We start from the raw sequence: 13,818 nt of genomic DNA on the forward strand, positions 1-13,818 counted from the left end.
AAAAAACATCAGAAGAACCTGTGGCGATGGAGTTGGTGCCATGCCCTGGTAAAGGGCAGTTAGATGGGTCGCTCTTACGCGCAGCCGGCTTGGCCATGGTGACGTCCTGTCAAAAGCTCTCTTGGGCAGTAGAATCTATCACGAACTCCGCGCCCACCAGCACTTTTTGACCAATCGCGGATCTTGGTAGGGGACTGCTTTCGGCCAGAAGCGGACGCTGCCAGTGAAATTCAGCGTTAGCGTTAACGAGCCGGCAAGGATGATGTGTTAATAACTTAGCCCACCCTTCTGGGTCTCATTATCCGCCACACTAATGCCGCGGTGATAAATGCACCAATTACGGTTCCTGGCATGACAACGAAGGCCCCCAGTAATCCAAGACCAAAGTCATCTGCTAACTCAGCTCTTGATTTGGCTCCCGTGTTCGCCATTTCAAACATCACGACTGCTTCACTGAGCAACCAGTAGGCTGAAGGGAGTGCTATGAGAAAGGCCAATATAGTGATTGCGGCACGCTTATACATTCTGAAAGCCTAACGATGAGGGTTTACGGAATTCAGTATAAATCAGGCAGCTCCTAGCCGAGCAGCAGCCACACGCGAATGGGGCGCTATGCGTCGCGGGGGCTGCTTTGGGTCGATGGCAGCCTACCGTGACAGGCAGAAAGCGGCCAATAGCTGCCAGTCACGCATGGCAATTTTCGCTCCAAAAGTGTCCTTCTAGGAGGACAGTATCGTGGCGACAGCTTGTGTTCTCGTTCAAAGAATGGGCTTGCCTCCAGTTACGGCATACCGCGATCCGGAGATGTAGCTGGCCTCATCAGAACCGAGCAGTACGAAGATAGGCGCCACCTCCACCGGTTGTCCGGGTCTACCCATCGGGTAGCCGGAACCAAATTTACGGACTGCCTCGTCGGGCATGCTCGATGGAATCAGCGGTGTCCAAATTGGACCTGGTGCCACGCAGTTAACCCGAATTCTTTTTTCTGCCAGCAACTGGGCTAGCCCTGCCGAGAAGTTGGCAATGGCGCCTTTAGTCGTTGCATAGGGAAGAAGCTTGGGTGAAGGGTCGTCTGAATTGACTGAGCTGGTATTGATGATGGAACTGCCTTCAGGCATTGAGGGGAGCGCGCGCTGGCAGAGGCGGAAAATTGCGGTAATGTTCACTTCGAAGGTCCTGAGCCACTCGTCATCATTGATCTCTTCCAGCGTCTCATGGGTCATCTGGAATGCCGCGTTGTTTACCAGGATGTCGATCCGGCCGAAGTGAGCCACGGTTTTGTCCACCAAGTCATAACAGTGCTGTTTCTGCGCAAGATCGCCGGAAAGCAGCAAGTACTGTTGCCCGGCTGCTTCGACCCAGCGGGCGGTTTCCTCGGCATCTTCATGCTCATCCAGGTAGGCAATAGCAACATCCGCCCCCTCACGGGCGTATGCAATGGCTACAGCGCGTCCAATGCCACTGTCCGCACCAGTGATCAAGGCGATCTTGCCGGCCAGTCGGCCATGGCCTTTATAGGTATGTTCACCGCAGTCCGGGGCGGGCTCCATCTTGCGTTGCGAGCCGGGGATCTGTTGAGGCTGGGAGGGGAAAGGTGGAGTGGGATACTTGCGCATGGCAGAAACTCCTCGAGTGGGAAACGCACATACTTTGTTCGAAAGCAGCGATGCCCAAGTGTTGGAACGCATGTACTTACACGGCGACGAATGGGCATAGGGGCTGTTACCCGGGGCAAAACAAGATGTCGCCGTCGCACTCGACGATGGTGCACATGTTCTGCTGGGCCTTTCTCAAGGGTGCGGGAAACCATCCCCGACGGGCATCTACTTACCGTTCTTGAACACAGAAGAACAACCTTCCTTGGAACGCGACGGCCTCCCTTACAGGCTCAGCCGATTTTGGCCAGTGCTTCGACAAGTTCGCTTTTGCGCATGGTCGAGCGCCTCGCGATGTGATGCTTGCGTGCCCGGTCCATAAGTTCGGCCTTGGTCATTTCTTCCAGTTGCTGACCTGGCCGCGGCTCTCCCTTCCGAGTGGCGGCGGCACGTTTGCCAGAAGACTTTCGGGCTTTTTTCTTGGCTGTCTCGCTGTTTTTTTGTCCGGAGCCGCCCTTGCGCTCGCCGCCGCCGGACTGCTTGTTGACCGTGGCCCAGGCGCGCGCCTCGGATTCTTCTTTTGAAACGCCCTTGGCCTCGTAGCTCTCCTCGATATGCTCGGCCTTGCGTTTTTGTTTATCGGTGTACTTGTCTTTGTCTCCGCGCGGCATGGTGGTTGACCTCCTCTCGATTAATTGGTTTTTCGCTCCGCTCGCAGTCGGCGCGGACATGAACCACGTCCGCCTTGGCGTGATTAAGGACATAATTTCAGGTATCGGCGGCCGCGGGTGGCTAACCAAAGCAACGGGCGCTAACCATCCAATTAATGCCGATTTTAATCAGCCCATCATCAGCCTTTTGATGCGTATCCAGTCTTGATATGCAGCATTCCTTTTCTCATCAGCCAAAGCTTTGGCTTCAGAAAACTGCTGCCAGATTTCACTATTGGTTGTGCCGACTTCGATGATCAGATACGCAGCCTGGTCCAGTCTGTCAGCATCACGAAACATCTGCGTGTTGAGTGCTATTTCAGCATCCCAGCTACTGTCAGCGTTCTGCCTGGTCAATGGATGCTTCATTTTCTAAACCTCGTCCCACACGACTGGAGCAGGTTCTCGCCAGAGGACATCTGTGACCCCGAAACGCTCAGCCATTGGCTTGGACATGCGCTTCAACGGTGGTTTGCCGGGTTTGGGTATCGGAGCGATTCCTGCATCACAGCACGCCCAATGCCAAGCGTGTGCATTACTCATTTCGCCAGTACGAATCACGAAAGACGTCGGAACGCCATGAAGCTTGTACTCGACTATCCATGAACGGACTTTGTTCACGACACTCTCCTATGCTCATAAGCAAAGGATCACGTAAGCGTGCGAATAATTCAGAACATTTGCTGACCAATTGACATCGTTGAAACAAACGCCAAATTTATTGTACAAACACTAGGAGACTGTACAGATTACGGAGCAATCCTATGTCAACGGCAGACTTGCTTGTTTCGTGGAGCAAACGCTGGACGCTGCGAAACGGCGTGGTGGTTTGCAGGGGATGTGGTGCTTCTCAAGCCGAACGCGATAAAGGTGCCGCCTTTGAGCATGCTATCAGTTGCCCCAACGCCCGCACTGGAATGAAGCCCTGGGAAGATCTCCTCGCGGCAGCGGATAGCGACAACTCACGTCGATGAGAGGGTTATGTGGAGGGATTATCATTGAAGCGAGCATGACCTGGCGCTGCCTACATCAGCCAAGGGGAAGCGTCACAGTGAATGTCGTACCCAGCTCTAATGAAGACTCGACACCGATTTCCCCACCATGACCTTTCACGACTTCTGCGGCGATAAACAGTCCTAGCCCCAAGCCCGCTGACGGCCCGTCTTCATTCTCGGCAAACGCAGAGTAACGCCCTTCTGGCGTGAACAGAAAAGGCATTGCGCTTGCGGGGATGGGATCACCAAAATTTTGCACCGTGAAATGCACTTCTCTTGCAGTTTTTTTCAATGATGCTCGAATAGGCTGCTGACGGTCACCATGCTGAACAGCATTGTTCACCAAGTTGGAAAATGCCTGTTCTATCCGCAGTGGATCGAATTGACCTACAACGGTGGCGGAGTTAGTCAGCGCTATTTCAGTATCGGGGAAGCGAGCGGCGACCTCTGCCAGGATGGATTGGCAAACGGCACTAAGGTCAATCTGCTGCTTGTTTACCGGAATTCCATTACCGAGGTTAGACCGCGCAAGATCCAGCAGGTCATCAACAATCTGATTGGCCCGACGAACGCTGACGCCAATTTGGGTCGACAAGTGCGAACGCCGATCGGTGTTTTCACTGGACTGTTGAAGTAGATCAGCGGACATCATGATGGCACCCAGAGGGCTGCGCAAATCATGACCAAGTACGCCCAATACCATTTTTCGCGTGGTCTCGACGGCTTGACCATAGGAAGCAATGGACTCAACCAATGCCTGATCGATCGCCTCATTAAAACGGATCATGTCCTGCAACTGGTGACTTTCACCCGAAAACACTTCAGCCAACCAGAGCCTTAGTACCGTTGAACGCAGCGCACGATATTCCGAAACCATCTGGTCAAGCGTGAAGCCGTCCATCAATCGCAGTACGGCGTGAGTTTGCGCTGGTGTCTCTTCATCCTCTGGTGGCGCTCGGCCCTGCGATTTATCGATCTGCTCCTGCTCTGTCTGAAACTTACGCATGTCCGATGCAACGCGATGAAGAATCTGCTGAGCGTGATTTCTGAGGCCTTTCTGATCCGAAATTGGCACAGGAGTGACCACCGTCCGAGCGAAATGCTCCCACTCAACCAAAATCGACTCCATATTCGAAAAAATGAACGTCGAAAGCCTCATGCCGTTCTCCCGCTGCTGAAAGGTCACGCTCGGAGGCGCATCTGCAAGCCTAGGATACTGAGGTTAATAGATAAAGATCCGACTAGACCCAATGTGTCTAAGCGTGATGGACCACAATTTCTAGATGATCGAAGAAAGGTTGTGATTGCTGAGTATCTGAATGACCGCTTATGGCCGAAAGCTGACAGCCAGAGCTGACCTTTTATGGTCGGTAGCAGTCGTCACACGCCACACTCAATGAAGTCGCAAGGCAGCTAAATAGCCCCCCCCTCGGAAAACACTAGAGTACGAAACACAGGCAGAACGATTCAGCCAATCTGTTGCGTCGACCGGTTGAATCCACAGCCAGAAAGCAGTCGTTCGTTACAGCTCGTCGCCTCATCCTCGCTCAACGCTTCGGCCTCCATTACTGTACATAAAAACAGTATTTGTACAGCGAATCCGTTTCCATGAATTTCGACCAAGCCAAATCCCTACGGCTCCAGCGATGGCGCGACACTCTCGACGACCACGACTTTCGTATGCAAAACCCTGAAGGCCACCGGGAAACTCTCCACGAGATGACTGCAGCCCTCCATGCAGAGAATCTAATCGACCAGCTTGAACAATTCGACATGAATGAGATGGCGAACGCTGCCTACTGGCACGCAGTCGAGGAGCTGCAAGATTCGCCAAGTCATTACCGCGGGGCTTCGACTTACGACGTCGTGCAGGTCGATAACGGTAAGCTGCTGGGCACGATCAGCCGTTCGATATTCAACTTCGCTACCGACAAACCCCGAGGTGCATCCTTCACCTATGACGGGAAGGTGTACTCAGGCCCGGAAGGAATACATCTGGATCTGGGGCTCTCTAGGAATATCGGCAAGATTTCGGGACTAATCCTGTATATGTACGGGAAGCAGTACCAACTGATTGAGACTGAACGGGTAATCAGAGGTGTCAACCTCCGGCCCATCGATGACCCTCTCACTTACCGGGCTTTAGTGGATGCCGCCCAAATCGCAAAGGAAGAGCGCGATCTGCATGCGTTTGAAAAGGTGCGACCACATATTGAATCAGCGGCGTTCTGTATCTGTCCCTCCTGCCTTGATCGCTTTGGCCCACGGGACGACTGCCTGATGTGCGCCGGAAGGGGATTTGTTACAAAGCTAGCATTCACGGATCTACGTTGAGCATCCGTACGGACGGTAATATCGCGGTGCGGGAGAAACGCTCGAAATGTAATGAATACAGTCAAGCAAAGGCTATCGAGTAGATAGCTAACGCGACCACAGTAATCCAAACCATTGTGATACAAACAAAAGTACAGATAAACCAAAGCTGCATAAATCCACCTCATTAAGTTGCGCCAGGCCTCGCAACAGAAAGCGAGACCTGACGGCTTACGCTGCTTTACGATTTATGATTCCCTCCATGGCTATGCTGACCACCTTTCTTGCCAGCCTCAGAAGCTTTTTCGGGATCATTGGCGAAATTTCCTCCATGGCCCGAACCGCGATTCTGCCCTTCTGAGGACGACTCACTAGCCTGCCGGCCACCGCCATGACTGTTTTCACCACCCTTCTTGCCGGCTTCGGACGCTCGTTCTGGATCATTCGCGAAATTTCCGCCAGAAGCATGACCACCTTTGCGTCCTGCTTCAGACGCTTTTTCGTGATCGTTTGCGAAATTGCCAGGATTGTTATTTCCGCTATTAGCCATTTCATTTCTCCTAGAGATTCTCGTTACGGACTGTGTTGTCCGCTAAATTACGAAAAACAAACATGAGCAAGAGTTGTAAAAAATTACGACATCCACGACCAGCGGCTCCTGGAAATTAGTTCAAACAATACAACATACCCCCGACTACTGGAAAAGCCTCACTAACCAATTGATAATCCACAAATAAGACACATCATATTAAAGCCACCATATAAAGACCTATACAAACCCTTCGCCAATGTACAAGAAAAAACATCGAAGACATGGCCCTTTGCCTTATTTTTTAAGATTACATTAATAAAAAAGGAGGCATAAAAGATGCCACTAACTATTGCTCCAAAATATAATGACTCTCTACAAAAACTGATATTACTTAGCCCGATAGTTTCCGAACTTACATTTGGAATAATTGAAAAAATCGATAATGAGGCGCTAAAAAATTCAGAAGAGATCACGGTAGCGCTGCTTGAAGGCAGCTTTGAATTAATTGGCGCCACTCCTAGCTCGATAGATTCCTTTATAACTATTTTACTAGAGCTAGAGCGTTCAAAAGCTTTACCCCATGATGAGGCCCAAGCCTTTACCTATTTAACATTAGACCTGGGACGCTCTTAAATTCAACTCCATCATAAATAAAACCCTTACTCTACCGGGACCAATCAGCAGCATTTGGCATTGTTCGAGAGTGCATCCAGAACTTACTGGGCGCGACGATAATAGCTCGTATCTAATATACACTCGACCTAGATATTCTCCAGACATATACACAAATCGTTGAGGCACCAAATAAAACCAATCGCCCGAGCCATCTATTTTCTAATTTTTTCACCGCGAAAAAAATTTCAGAATAATCCCGCTAACGCTTCCGGCTGCCAGTTCATGATTACCAGTTCGCCACTGACTTCGGCCTTACCCTGCCGCTGATTGGCTGTGGTGTAACGGATGTCCAACGTTTCGAAATGGAAGCCTTCGAACACGCGCCGGATGTCGGGATGATCGTTGATGCTGACCATCACTTTGCCTTTGCAGCGCCGCATGAAGTCGGCCATGCGCTGGTAGTTCTCGAACGGAAAATCCACGCCATAACCGGCGGTCTGCCAATATGGGGGGTCCATGTAGTGAAAGGTATGGGCGCGGTCGTAGCGTTCAGCGCATTCAAGCCAGGGGAGGTTTTCGACGTAGGTGCCGGACAGGCGCTGCCACGCGGCCGAGAGGTTTTCCTCGATGCGCAGCAGGTTGATGGCAGGGGCAGTCGTCGCCGTGCCGAATGTCTGACCCGAGACCTTGCCGGCGAAGGCATGGTGCTGCAGGTAAAAGAATCGGGCGGCACGCTGGATGTCGGTGAGGGTTTCAGGGCGGGTCATTTTCTGCCATTCGAACACCTGTCGCGAGCTGAGCGCCCATTTGAACTGGCGCACGAATTCTTCGAGGTGGTTCTGCACGACGCGGTAAAGCGTGACCAGGTCGCCGTTGATGTCGTTGAGGACTTCCACGGGCGATGGCTGGGGCTTCATGAAGTACAGAGCGGCACCGCCGGCAAAGACTTCAACGTAGCATTCGTGTGGCGGAAAAAGCGGAATGAGGCGGTCGGCCAGGCGGCGTTTGCCGCCCATCCAAGGGATGATGGGTGTAGACATAAAAAGCAAGACCTTTACTGTATATATAAACAGGTGCTAGGCTCGCCGCGCTTTGTGCACGGAGCAAGAGCCTTGGCTGGACTTGCAGGGACCATCTGCAGGGACGGCGGTCGATCCGGATGTTGACGCATCCGGACCGGCCGCTCTTTTTCACTTCGGTGTTGAGACTTCTTTGGCGTATGCCTGACAGGCCGCAAGGGCAATCAGCCCCCGGTCGCCGTCCTCGGTGACGCCGATAATTCGTAGAGCATGCGCTGGGTCAAGTTCGGCTCTTGTGGGGCCATGAACCACGCTGCCGGTGGTGGCGGTGGCTGGCATCGATCCGTTGCCGGCGCCGGTGGTGGCATCGAGGAGGACTGACAGGCGCAGATCAGCAGTGGCAAGGCGGTCGCGCAGACGATCTTGATCACGTTGGACATCGCTCAAAGCTCGGTAGTGGGTTTGCTCACTGGATGCCAGGCGCTGCTCGAGCGCGAGGCGCTTGTCTTGTTCGGCACGCTGCTGGGCGGCCGAGGCCAGGGTCATTTGGTTGAGGGTTTCGATGTGGAGGCGAGCCTGCTCGGCGAGTTGTTTGCCGAAGCGCCAATCCTGCACTTGCCAAGTGATGGCCGTGGATCCGCCGACCAGCGTTGCCAGCAGCACTGCTTTACCAAACAACCGATACGGCGCCGGGATCAGTTCACCGAGGCGCATAGCACCGCCCTCGCCCGCTCCCACAACTGCAGGCGATCCTGCAAGCCGTTCAGGCCGCCGTTGATCTTGCGGGTGATTTCCTCGAACTCGCCCTGATCCGCCAGGGCGTTCAGCCCTCGAACCCACCAAAACCACGCGGCCGACTCGGCGGCCCATTGCGGCAGTTCCAGCAGCTCCGGCGTGCGCAACAAACGCTCGTCGCCGAACAGCGCCAAGCTGCAGCGAAGATAATTGTTGTGGCCGGTGATCTGAATCAGGCCCCGGCCACGGTAGCGCTGGCCATCGCCATCGGCCTCGGGCGTGTTGCCCAGCCTTGCAGCCAGTGTGCCGGTGTCGTACTTGCTCAGGTACTGGTCGCCGCCCAGCTCGCGCACGTAATTGAGCTCGCCGGATTCGTGCCCGACCTGGGCGAGAAACGCGGCTTGGCGTTGCGGCGTGTTGATCTGCCGGTGGGCCATTGCGGCATTGAGCGCAGAAACAAAAATGCCCGCTTGGCGGCGGGCGTTGGGCATGATGCGTTGCAGCTGTTGTTCTGTCAGAGCCATGGGGTTCTCCTGGGTTATAGGAATGCAGCGCTACTGCTTGATCTGAACGACCTTCAAATCCTTCGCCGGCTTTTTCTTCTTGCCTTTGGCTTTCGCCTTGCCCTTTTTGCCGCCGTTGCACTCGACCGTGGTGCTCCAGCCGGCCTGGGTGAATACCTGCTCCACCGAGTCGACCAGGTATTCGCCATCGAGCCCGACCTTGAAGCCCTGGGCGTTGATCGATCGTTCGGCAAACAGGTCAGTGCGGCCCACCATCTCCAGCCGCACGCCAGCCGTGGAACGGTTGAACGCGGTGAGACGCGCTTGGGCCGCCGCTTCGGCGGCTGACTTGTTCGGGTAGATATGTCGGTCTGTATGCACCGGCGGCAGGCCGTCCGGTGATTCGTCGTTGTCGAGGGTGACTACGGCAAGCTTGCCGGTCTTCTTGTCCTGATGCTTGGTCGACACAGCCTTGTGGGTGTTGCGGTCGCCTAGTCTGAATTGGAAGCGGCTGACGTCCCGGCGATGGATAGTCACCGTGCCCAGCATCTTGCCGGATGCGCTTTGCCCGCCCTGACGCGGCATCACCAGCAACTTGCCGTCGGCCACCTTGGCGGTGCAGTCGTACTGTTTGGCCAGGCGTGTAATGAAATTGAAGTCCGACTCGTTGAGCTGATCGGCACGCGGTACCTTGGTCTGCACCGGACAGACTGCCTGCCAGCCGTTGCGGGCGGCGACGTCGGCGACGATCCGTGACAGCGGCACGTTTTCCCAGCTTCCGCTGCGCGTGGTCTTGCCACTGCCGCGCATGTCGCTGGCCTTGCCGGTGATCACCAACGTATCCGGCGGACCGGACAGTTCGATCTCATCAACCACATACCGGCCGATGCGGGTCAGTTTGGTTTCGGCGTAGCCCAGGTAAATCTCGATGCTGGCTCCGCGTGGCGGCAGCACCACCGCTCCGTCGCGGTCGTCGATGCGCAGTTCGAACTCGTCGGACTCCATACCGGGTTTGTCGGTGGTCTTCAGCTGCAGTAAGCGGTCATTGATCCGCTGGGTGATGTCGCCACCGTCGGCGACGATGCGAAAGGTTGGGGTCATTTTTGCTCCAAAAAAAAGCCCGCACAGGGCGGGCTTTGAAGGGGATGAAGCTAAAGGAGCAACGTGAACTGTGGGTGACTATAGTTCATCAACTCCATAGCGCTATGCCGTCCTCCGACGGCTGGGGCAGATCTGGTAACTCGATCACAATACCGGCGCGGTAAGGTTGAGGCTCGTCGGCCAGGCCTTGATTGGCATCCAGTACCGCCTCGACAGTGCCGTTGAGATGTCCGTAAGCGTGGTAGCACAGGGTGTCGAGCAGATCCCCGTCAGACGTTCTGCAGGTCATCGCCATATCGTACAAACTCCAAAGTGAATGCCTGTTTGCGCGGGATTCCGCCCTGCAGCAACGCGCTCTGTTCTTCTTCAACGTTCTTCAGGCACCAGGTGCCCAGCACGTCGCCATAGCCAGTGGTCAGTGTCAGCGGTTGGAACTGGGCGCCGAGGCTGCGCAGGGTGTCCAGTTGCTTGATGCCACCCTTGAAGCCGGGAAAGATCGCCCCCTTGAGGGTGATCTTTTCCTCACCGATCCCCACCGCCTGCTGCGCCGGCCGGCGGGTGAGGCGTTCCTGCGAGGCCCAGCGGTACTCCGTGGAGCGCCGCAGTTCATCAAAGGCGGCGGTGTCCAGGTTGAAGTAATACGGTACCGCCTTGGGATCTTGCGGCTGCACGATCAGCAGATGCGGAAACGGCTTCACCGTCTCGGGCACCGGCGTTGCGTCGCCAGCCAATGCACCGGTCGGCAGGATGTTCCCCAGCGACGGACTGACCTTGCCGGCGATCTTGTTGATCGCGGTCGACGCCCGGGCAGCCTGTTCCTTCAGTTGGCCCATGCGCTCATCGATCTGAGACACGGCACGCGTGGCCTTGTTGTAGGTGGCCACTACCTGCCCGACCTTCGCTTGGGCAGCATTCACCCCACGCATCACGCGCTGCAGCTTTTCTCCAATCGCCGGACCGACGAAGGGAATACCTTCAAGCTCCGAGGCCGCGCCGCTGATCTCGCTGATCGCGCCGTTGACCGGCCCCATCATGCCGTCGAGGCTGCGCCGCCCGGCCTCCCCTGCTGCTGCCAGTTGCTTGAGGCCTGACTGCAGCTGCTCCATGTAGGCCATCAGCCCTCCTTACACATCCGGTTGGTCATACAGTTGACGGTTTTGCAGCTGCTGCGTGGCCTGCTGCATCTGCTGTGCAATGAAGGGCTGCAGCTCTCGCGCCATTTGTGCCGGATCCTTGGCATCGCCTTGCACGGTGATGTGCAGCGGCGCCGAGATCTGGACCTGTTGCTCGACTTTGGGCGCTTCGGTTTTGGCAGCCTGAACCGGTGTGGCCAGCAATGCCGGTGGAACTGGCAATGTGGCGGGTGCTGCAAGCGAGCGGGCCACATCACCCATTGCTGCAGGCGCTAATGGACCTGCGGCTGGCTTCGGTGCAAATGAGCGAGCAATGTCGCCCATCACCGGCGGCAAGTTTTGTCCGGCGTTGGCCATCATCAGCGGCCCGGCGTCCGGGACGCGCTTCAGCTCTTCAGGTGTACCGAAATACTTCTTGCCCAGGAACCCACCCAGAGCGTCACCACCCTGACTCCCCAAATAGGCACCAATCAAGCCGCCAACAATCGTGCCGATGACCGGGACCGCCGAACCGATGGCCGCCCCCGCAGCAGCACCGGCCAACGTACCCGCCAAACCACCTGCAGCAGCGCCGTAACCCTCGGCCTTCTCGTCCTGCGTTTCGGCGTTCTGGTAGGTGTCATAGGCCTTGAAGCCCGCATCCACCACAGCCACTACCGCCGTACCCTTGACCACGTCGCCGACGCCCGGCCCCTTGTAGTCGGTCTCTAAGCCGCCTCGGTGCCGCTTTCTGCCCTTCCTTTTCTTGCCGTCACCGTCGACATCAAAGTCACCGGCATCCAACCCGCCAGCCGAGCCCGGGAGGTTGGTGACGATCACTTTCTGCGGGATGTTCGGATTGCCCATCAGGGTACCGCGCCCGAGATTCATCAGGCCCTTGCCGACCTTGAATGCGCTGACAGCACCCTTCAGCGCAACCAATCCAGCCACGGCCGTACCAATGCCCAGCGTGACCCGGGGAAACTCATCGGCAAAGCCTGAGAGCTTGCGGCTGACGATGTTGATCCCGTCGGCCACCGCGTCGGTGACCGGCCGAATCGCATCGCCGATGCTGCGCATGGCGTCGTCCATGGACTGGGCCATCTCGGACCATTTTTGCGCAGATGTCTGCCGGCGCTCGGCGAGGTTCTTGTCGAGGATCCCGGTCGCGTCGGCCGAGTCCTTTTTCAGTTGTTCATACAGATCCTTGTTCTGCATGTACGCAGTCAAAGCGGCCTTGACCTGCATGTCGGCGAACAGATCACCGGTACGCAAAGCCTCCTCCAGCGACTTCATCATGGCCTTGGCTTTCTCGGGATCGGCCTCCTTACTGATCGCCGCCGTAGCCTTGGCCATCTCGGCGGCCCGCTTCGGATCGGTCGCCTCGATGTATTTTTGGGCCAGGGCAAAGCTGGATTCCAGCGTGGACCTGCCGTTCTGCAGGCCGGTTTGCAACGACTTCTTGTAGTCGATACCCGCTTTCTCGTAGGCCTTGACCGTCTCACCGGAGCCGATCTTCTCCATCCAGTTTTTCAGGTTGTTGGCCGCTTCGTCCGAACCGCCGGCCGTCTTCATCTGCACCTGCAGCATCGCGCCCAGCTGCGTCACCGAGTCCATGCCGGTGATGCCGAGCTTGCCCATGCCCGCCAGCAGTTCAGGAAACCACTTGGCCATGTCGACGGCCTCAAAGCTGCCTGCCTGGCCCTGATAGGCGATGGCTTCCAGTGCCTGCTGCATGACCTTGGGGTCCGTGATCTTGGCGTTCTGCCCCAGGGCGTTGATCATCTTGGCCGTTTCGGTGCCTTCCGATCCCTGGCCCACGGCAAACTTGGCCGCTGTCGGTGCATAGGCCAGGGCCTTGTCCAGCTCCATACCAGCGCCGACCAGGGCATTGACCACTTCAGCCACCTGATTGCGTGCCATGCCCGTATCGCGTGAGGTGTCGATCACGGTTCTGGACAACTGCGACTCTTCCGGCGAGTTGGCAATGTTGGCCTTGATCGCGATGTCGCGAATGATCGCGCCGTAATCGGCACTGACCTTGGTCGGAATGGCCGCTGCAGCAGTCAGCGCACCCGCTTGACCCAGGGTGCTTTTCAGACCCGACCGCCCCTCCTCGATTTGCCGATGCCCGAGCGCCTTGAGTTCGGCCCCAGCGGCCACACGCCCCATCGTGGCGTAAGCCTTGCTCAGACGGCCGACCTCGACGCCCTGTTTCTTGAGCAGTTCGAGGTTCTTTTCGTATTTGCTCAGCAGCTTGTCCGCACCGGCGGCACCGGTCATGTGTGCCTTGCGCCATTCCTCGCGCAGACGCATGGTGTCGCCGATGGTGTTCTGCAAAACGCGGGCCTTGCTGCCCACGCTGTCCAGATGCTTGATCTTGCTTTCGACGTCCTTGAACGCTTTGCCTACCGTCGGATCGACGGCGCCGCCAATGACAAAGCCGAGCGCGAGGTTCTTCGCCATGTGCGTGCCTTATGCGTCGGTGGGGTTGAGTGGCTCAATCGGAGAGCCACCAGACCAGTTCGTTGAAGGGCATAGCCAGGATCTCGGCAGCCGAGAATCCGCTCTCCCGGGCCATGCGTGTG

The 13,818-nt window shown here is 56.4% G+C and carries 14 protein-coding genes and 2 pseudogenes; 2 read left to right on the top strand and 14 right to left on the bottom strand.

The features are described 5' to 3' along the window. Positions 1 to 758: 758 nt before the first annotated feature. The 5 genes from DXT77_RS05645 to DXT77_RS05665 form a co-directional block, all read right to left on the bottom strand. Positions 759 to 1,616 (bottom strand): SDR family oxidoreductase, encoded by an 858-nt coding sequence (locus DXT77_RS05645; protein ID WP_119426919.1) that lies wholly within the window; start codon positions 1,614 to 1,616, stop codon positions 759 to 761. Between the two features lie 272 nt (positions 1,617 to 1,888). Continuing rightward, entirely contained in the window at positions 1,889 to 2,266 is a 378-nt protein-coding gene (locus DXT77_RS05650) for a Rho termination factor N-terminal domain-containing protein (RefSeq protein WP_119426920.1), read from the bottom strand. A 168-nt stretch (positions 2,267 to 2,434) separates the two neighbouring features. Next, positions 2,435 to 2,674 carry a hypothetical protein gene (locus DXT77_RS05655; protein WP_119426921.1) on the bottom strand — a complete coding sequence of 80 codons (240 nt, stop codon included), beginning with the start codon at positions 2,672 to 2,674 and terminating at the stop codon, positions 2,435 to 2,437. 3 nt (positions 2,675 to 2,677) lie between these two features. After that, a complete protein-coding gene (locus tag DXT77_RS30050) occupies positions 2,678 to 2,926 on the bottom strand; it encodes a DUF6555 family protein (RefSeq protein ID WP_119426922.1) in 249 nt (82 codons plus the stop codon). 408 nt (positions 2,927 to 3,334) lie between these two features. After that, positions 3,335 to 4,459, bottom strand: a complete 1,125-nt coding sequence (locus DXT77_RS05665) for a sensor histidine kinase KdpD (RefSeq protein ID WP_119426923.1) — start codon at positions 4,457 to 4,459, stop codon at positions 3,335 to 3,337. A gap of 449 nt (positions 4,460 to 4,908) precedes the next feature. Between DXT77_RS05665 and DXT77_RS05675 the strand changes: the two genes are divergently transcribed. Beyond that, a complete protein-coding gene (locus tag DXT77_RS05675) occupies positions 4,909 to 5,634 on the top strand; it encodes a hypothetical protein (RefSeq protein WP_119426924.1) in 726 nt (241 codons plus the stop codon). A 220-nt stretch (positions 5,635 to 5,854) separates the two neighbouring features. Here DXT77_RS05675 and DXT77_RS30055 read toward each other — a convergent pair. Then, a pseudogene (locus DXT77_RS30055) lies at positions 5,855 to 5,935 on the bottom strand (general stress protein); the annotation flags it as partial. A gap of 63 nt (positions 5,936 to 5,998) precedes the next feature. Continuing rightward, positions 5,999 to 6,163 (bottom strand): annotated as a pseudogene (locus tag DXT77_RS30060) (general stress protein); the annotation flags it as partial. A 318-nt stretch (positions 6,164 to 6,481) separates the two neighbouring features. On the opposite strand from DXT77_RS30060, the gene DXT77_RS05685 reads away from it, so the two are divergent. After that, the gene (locus DXT77_RS05685; protein WP_119426926.1) at positions 6,482 to 6,778 is read left to right on the top strand and encodes a hypothetical protein; all 297 of its coding nucleotides are present in this window, start codon (positions 6,482 to 6,484) and stop codon (positions 6,776 to 6,778) included. Between the two features lie 227 nt (positions 6,779 to 7,005). Here the strand turns inward: DXT77_RS05685 and DXT77_RS05690 are convergent, their stop codons facing one another. The 7 genes from DXT77_RS05690 to DXT77_RS05720 all read right to left on the bottom strand — a co-directional run bounded on the left by DXT77_RS05690 (position 7,006) and on the right by DXT77_RS05720 (position 13,696). Next, positions 7,006 to 7,800 carry a DNA adenine methylase gene (locus tag DXT77_RS05690; protein WP_119426927.1) on the bottom strand — a complete coding sequence of 265 codons (795 nt, stop codon included), beginning with the start codon at positions 7,798 to 7,800 and terminating at the stop codon, positions 7,006 to 7,008. A gap of 150 nt (positions 7,801 to 7,950) precedes the next feature. Continuing rightward, positions 7,951 to 8,493, bottom strand: coding sequence for a lysis system i-spanin subunit Rz (locus DXT77_RS05695; RefSeq protein WP_119426928.1), 543 nt, complete (start codon positions 8,491 to 8,493; stop codon positions 7,951 to 7,953). Continuing rightward, entirely contained in the window at positions 8,475 to 9,038 is a 564-nt protein-coding gene (locus DXT77_RS05700; RefSeq protein WP_119426929.1) for a glycoside hydrolase family 19 protein, read from the bottom strand. The genes DXT77_RS05695 and DXT77_RS05700 overlap by 19 nt, the downstream gene beginning before the upstream one ends. 30 nt (positions 9,039 to 9,068) lie before the next feature. Next, positions 9,069 to 10,118: a phage late control D family protein gene (locus tag DXT77_RS05705; protein ID WP_119426930.1), complete on the bottom strand. Its 1,050-nt coding sequence runs from the start codon at positions 10,116 to 10,118 to the stop codon at positions 9,069 to 9,071. An 88-nt stretch (positions 10,119 to 10,206) separates the two neighbouring features. Then, positions 10,207 to 10,413 (bottom strand): tail protein X, encoded by a 207-nt coding sequence (locus DXT77_RS05710; protein WP_119426931.1) that lies wholly within the window; start codon positions 10,411 to 10,413, stop codon positions 10,207 to 10,209. Then, positions 10,388 to 11,233 carry a phage tail protein gene (locus DXT77_RS05715; RefSeq protein WP_119426932.1) on the bottom strand — a complete coding sequence of 282 codons (846 nt, stop codon included), beginning with the start codon at positions 11,231 to 11,233 and terminating at the stop codon, positions 10,388 to 10,390. Before DXT77_RS05715 ends, DXT77_RS05710 begins: the two co-directional genes overlap by 26 nt. A 9-nt stretch (positions 11,234 to 11,242) precedes the next feature. Continuing rightward, positions 11,243 to 13,696 (bottom strand): phage tail tape measure protein, encoded by a 2,454-nt coding sequence (locus DXT77_RS05720; protein WP_119426933.1) that lies wholly within the window; start codon positions 13,694 to 13,696, stop codon positions 11,243 to 11,245. Positions 13,697 to 13,818 lie beyond the last annotated feature (122 nt).

The sequence above is a fragment of the Pseudomonas sp. 91RF genome, from assembly GCF_003576265.1.
In the GTDB taxonomy this organism is placed as follows: domain Bacteria; phylum Pseudomonadota; class Gammaproteobacteria; order Pseudomonadales; family Pseudomonadaceae; genus Aquipseudomonas; species Aquipseudomonas kribbensis.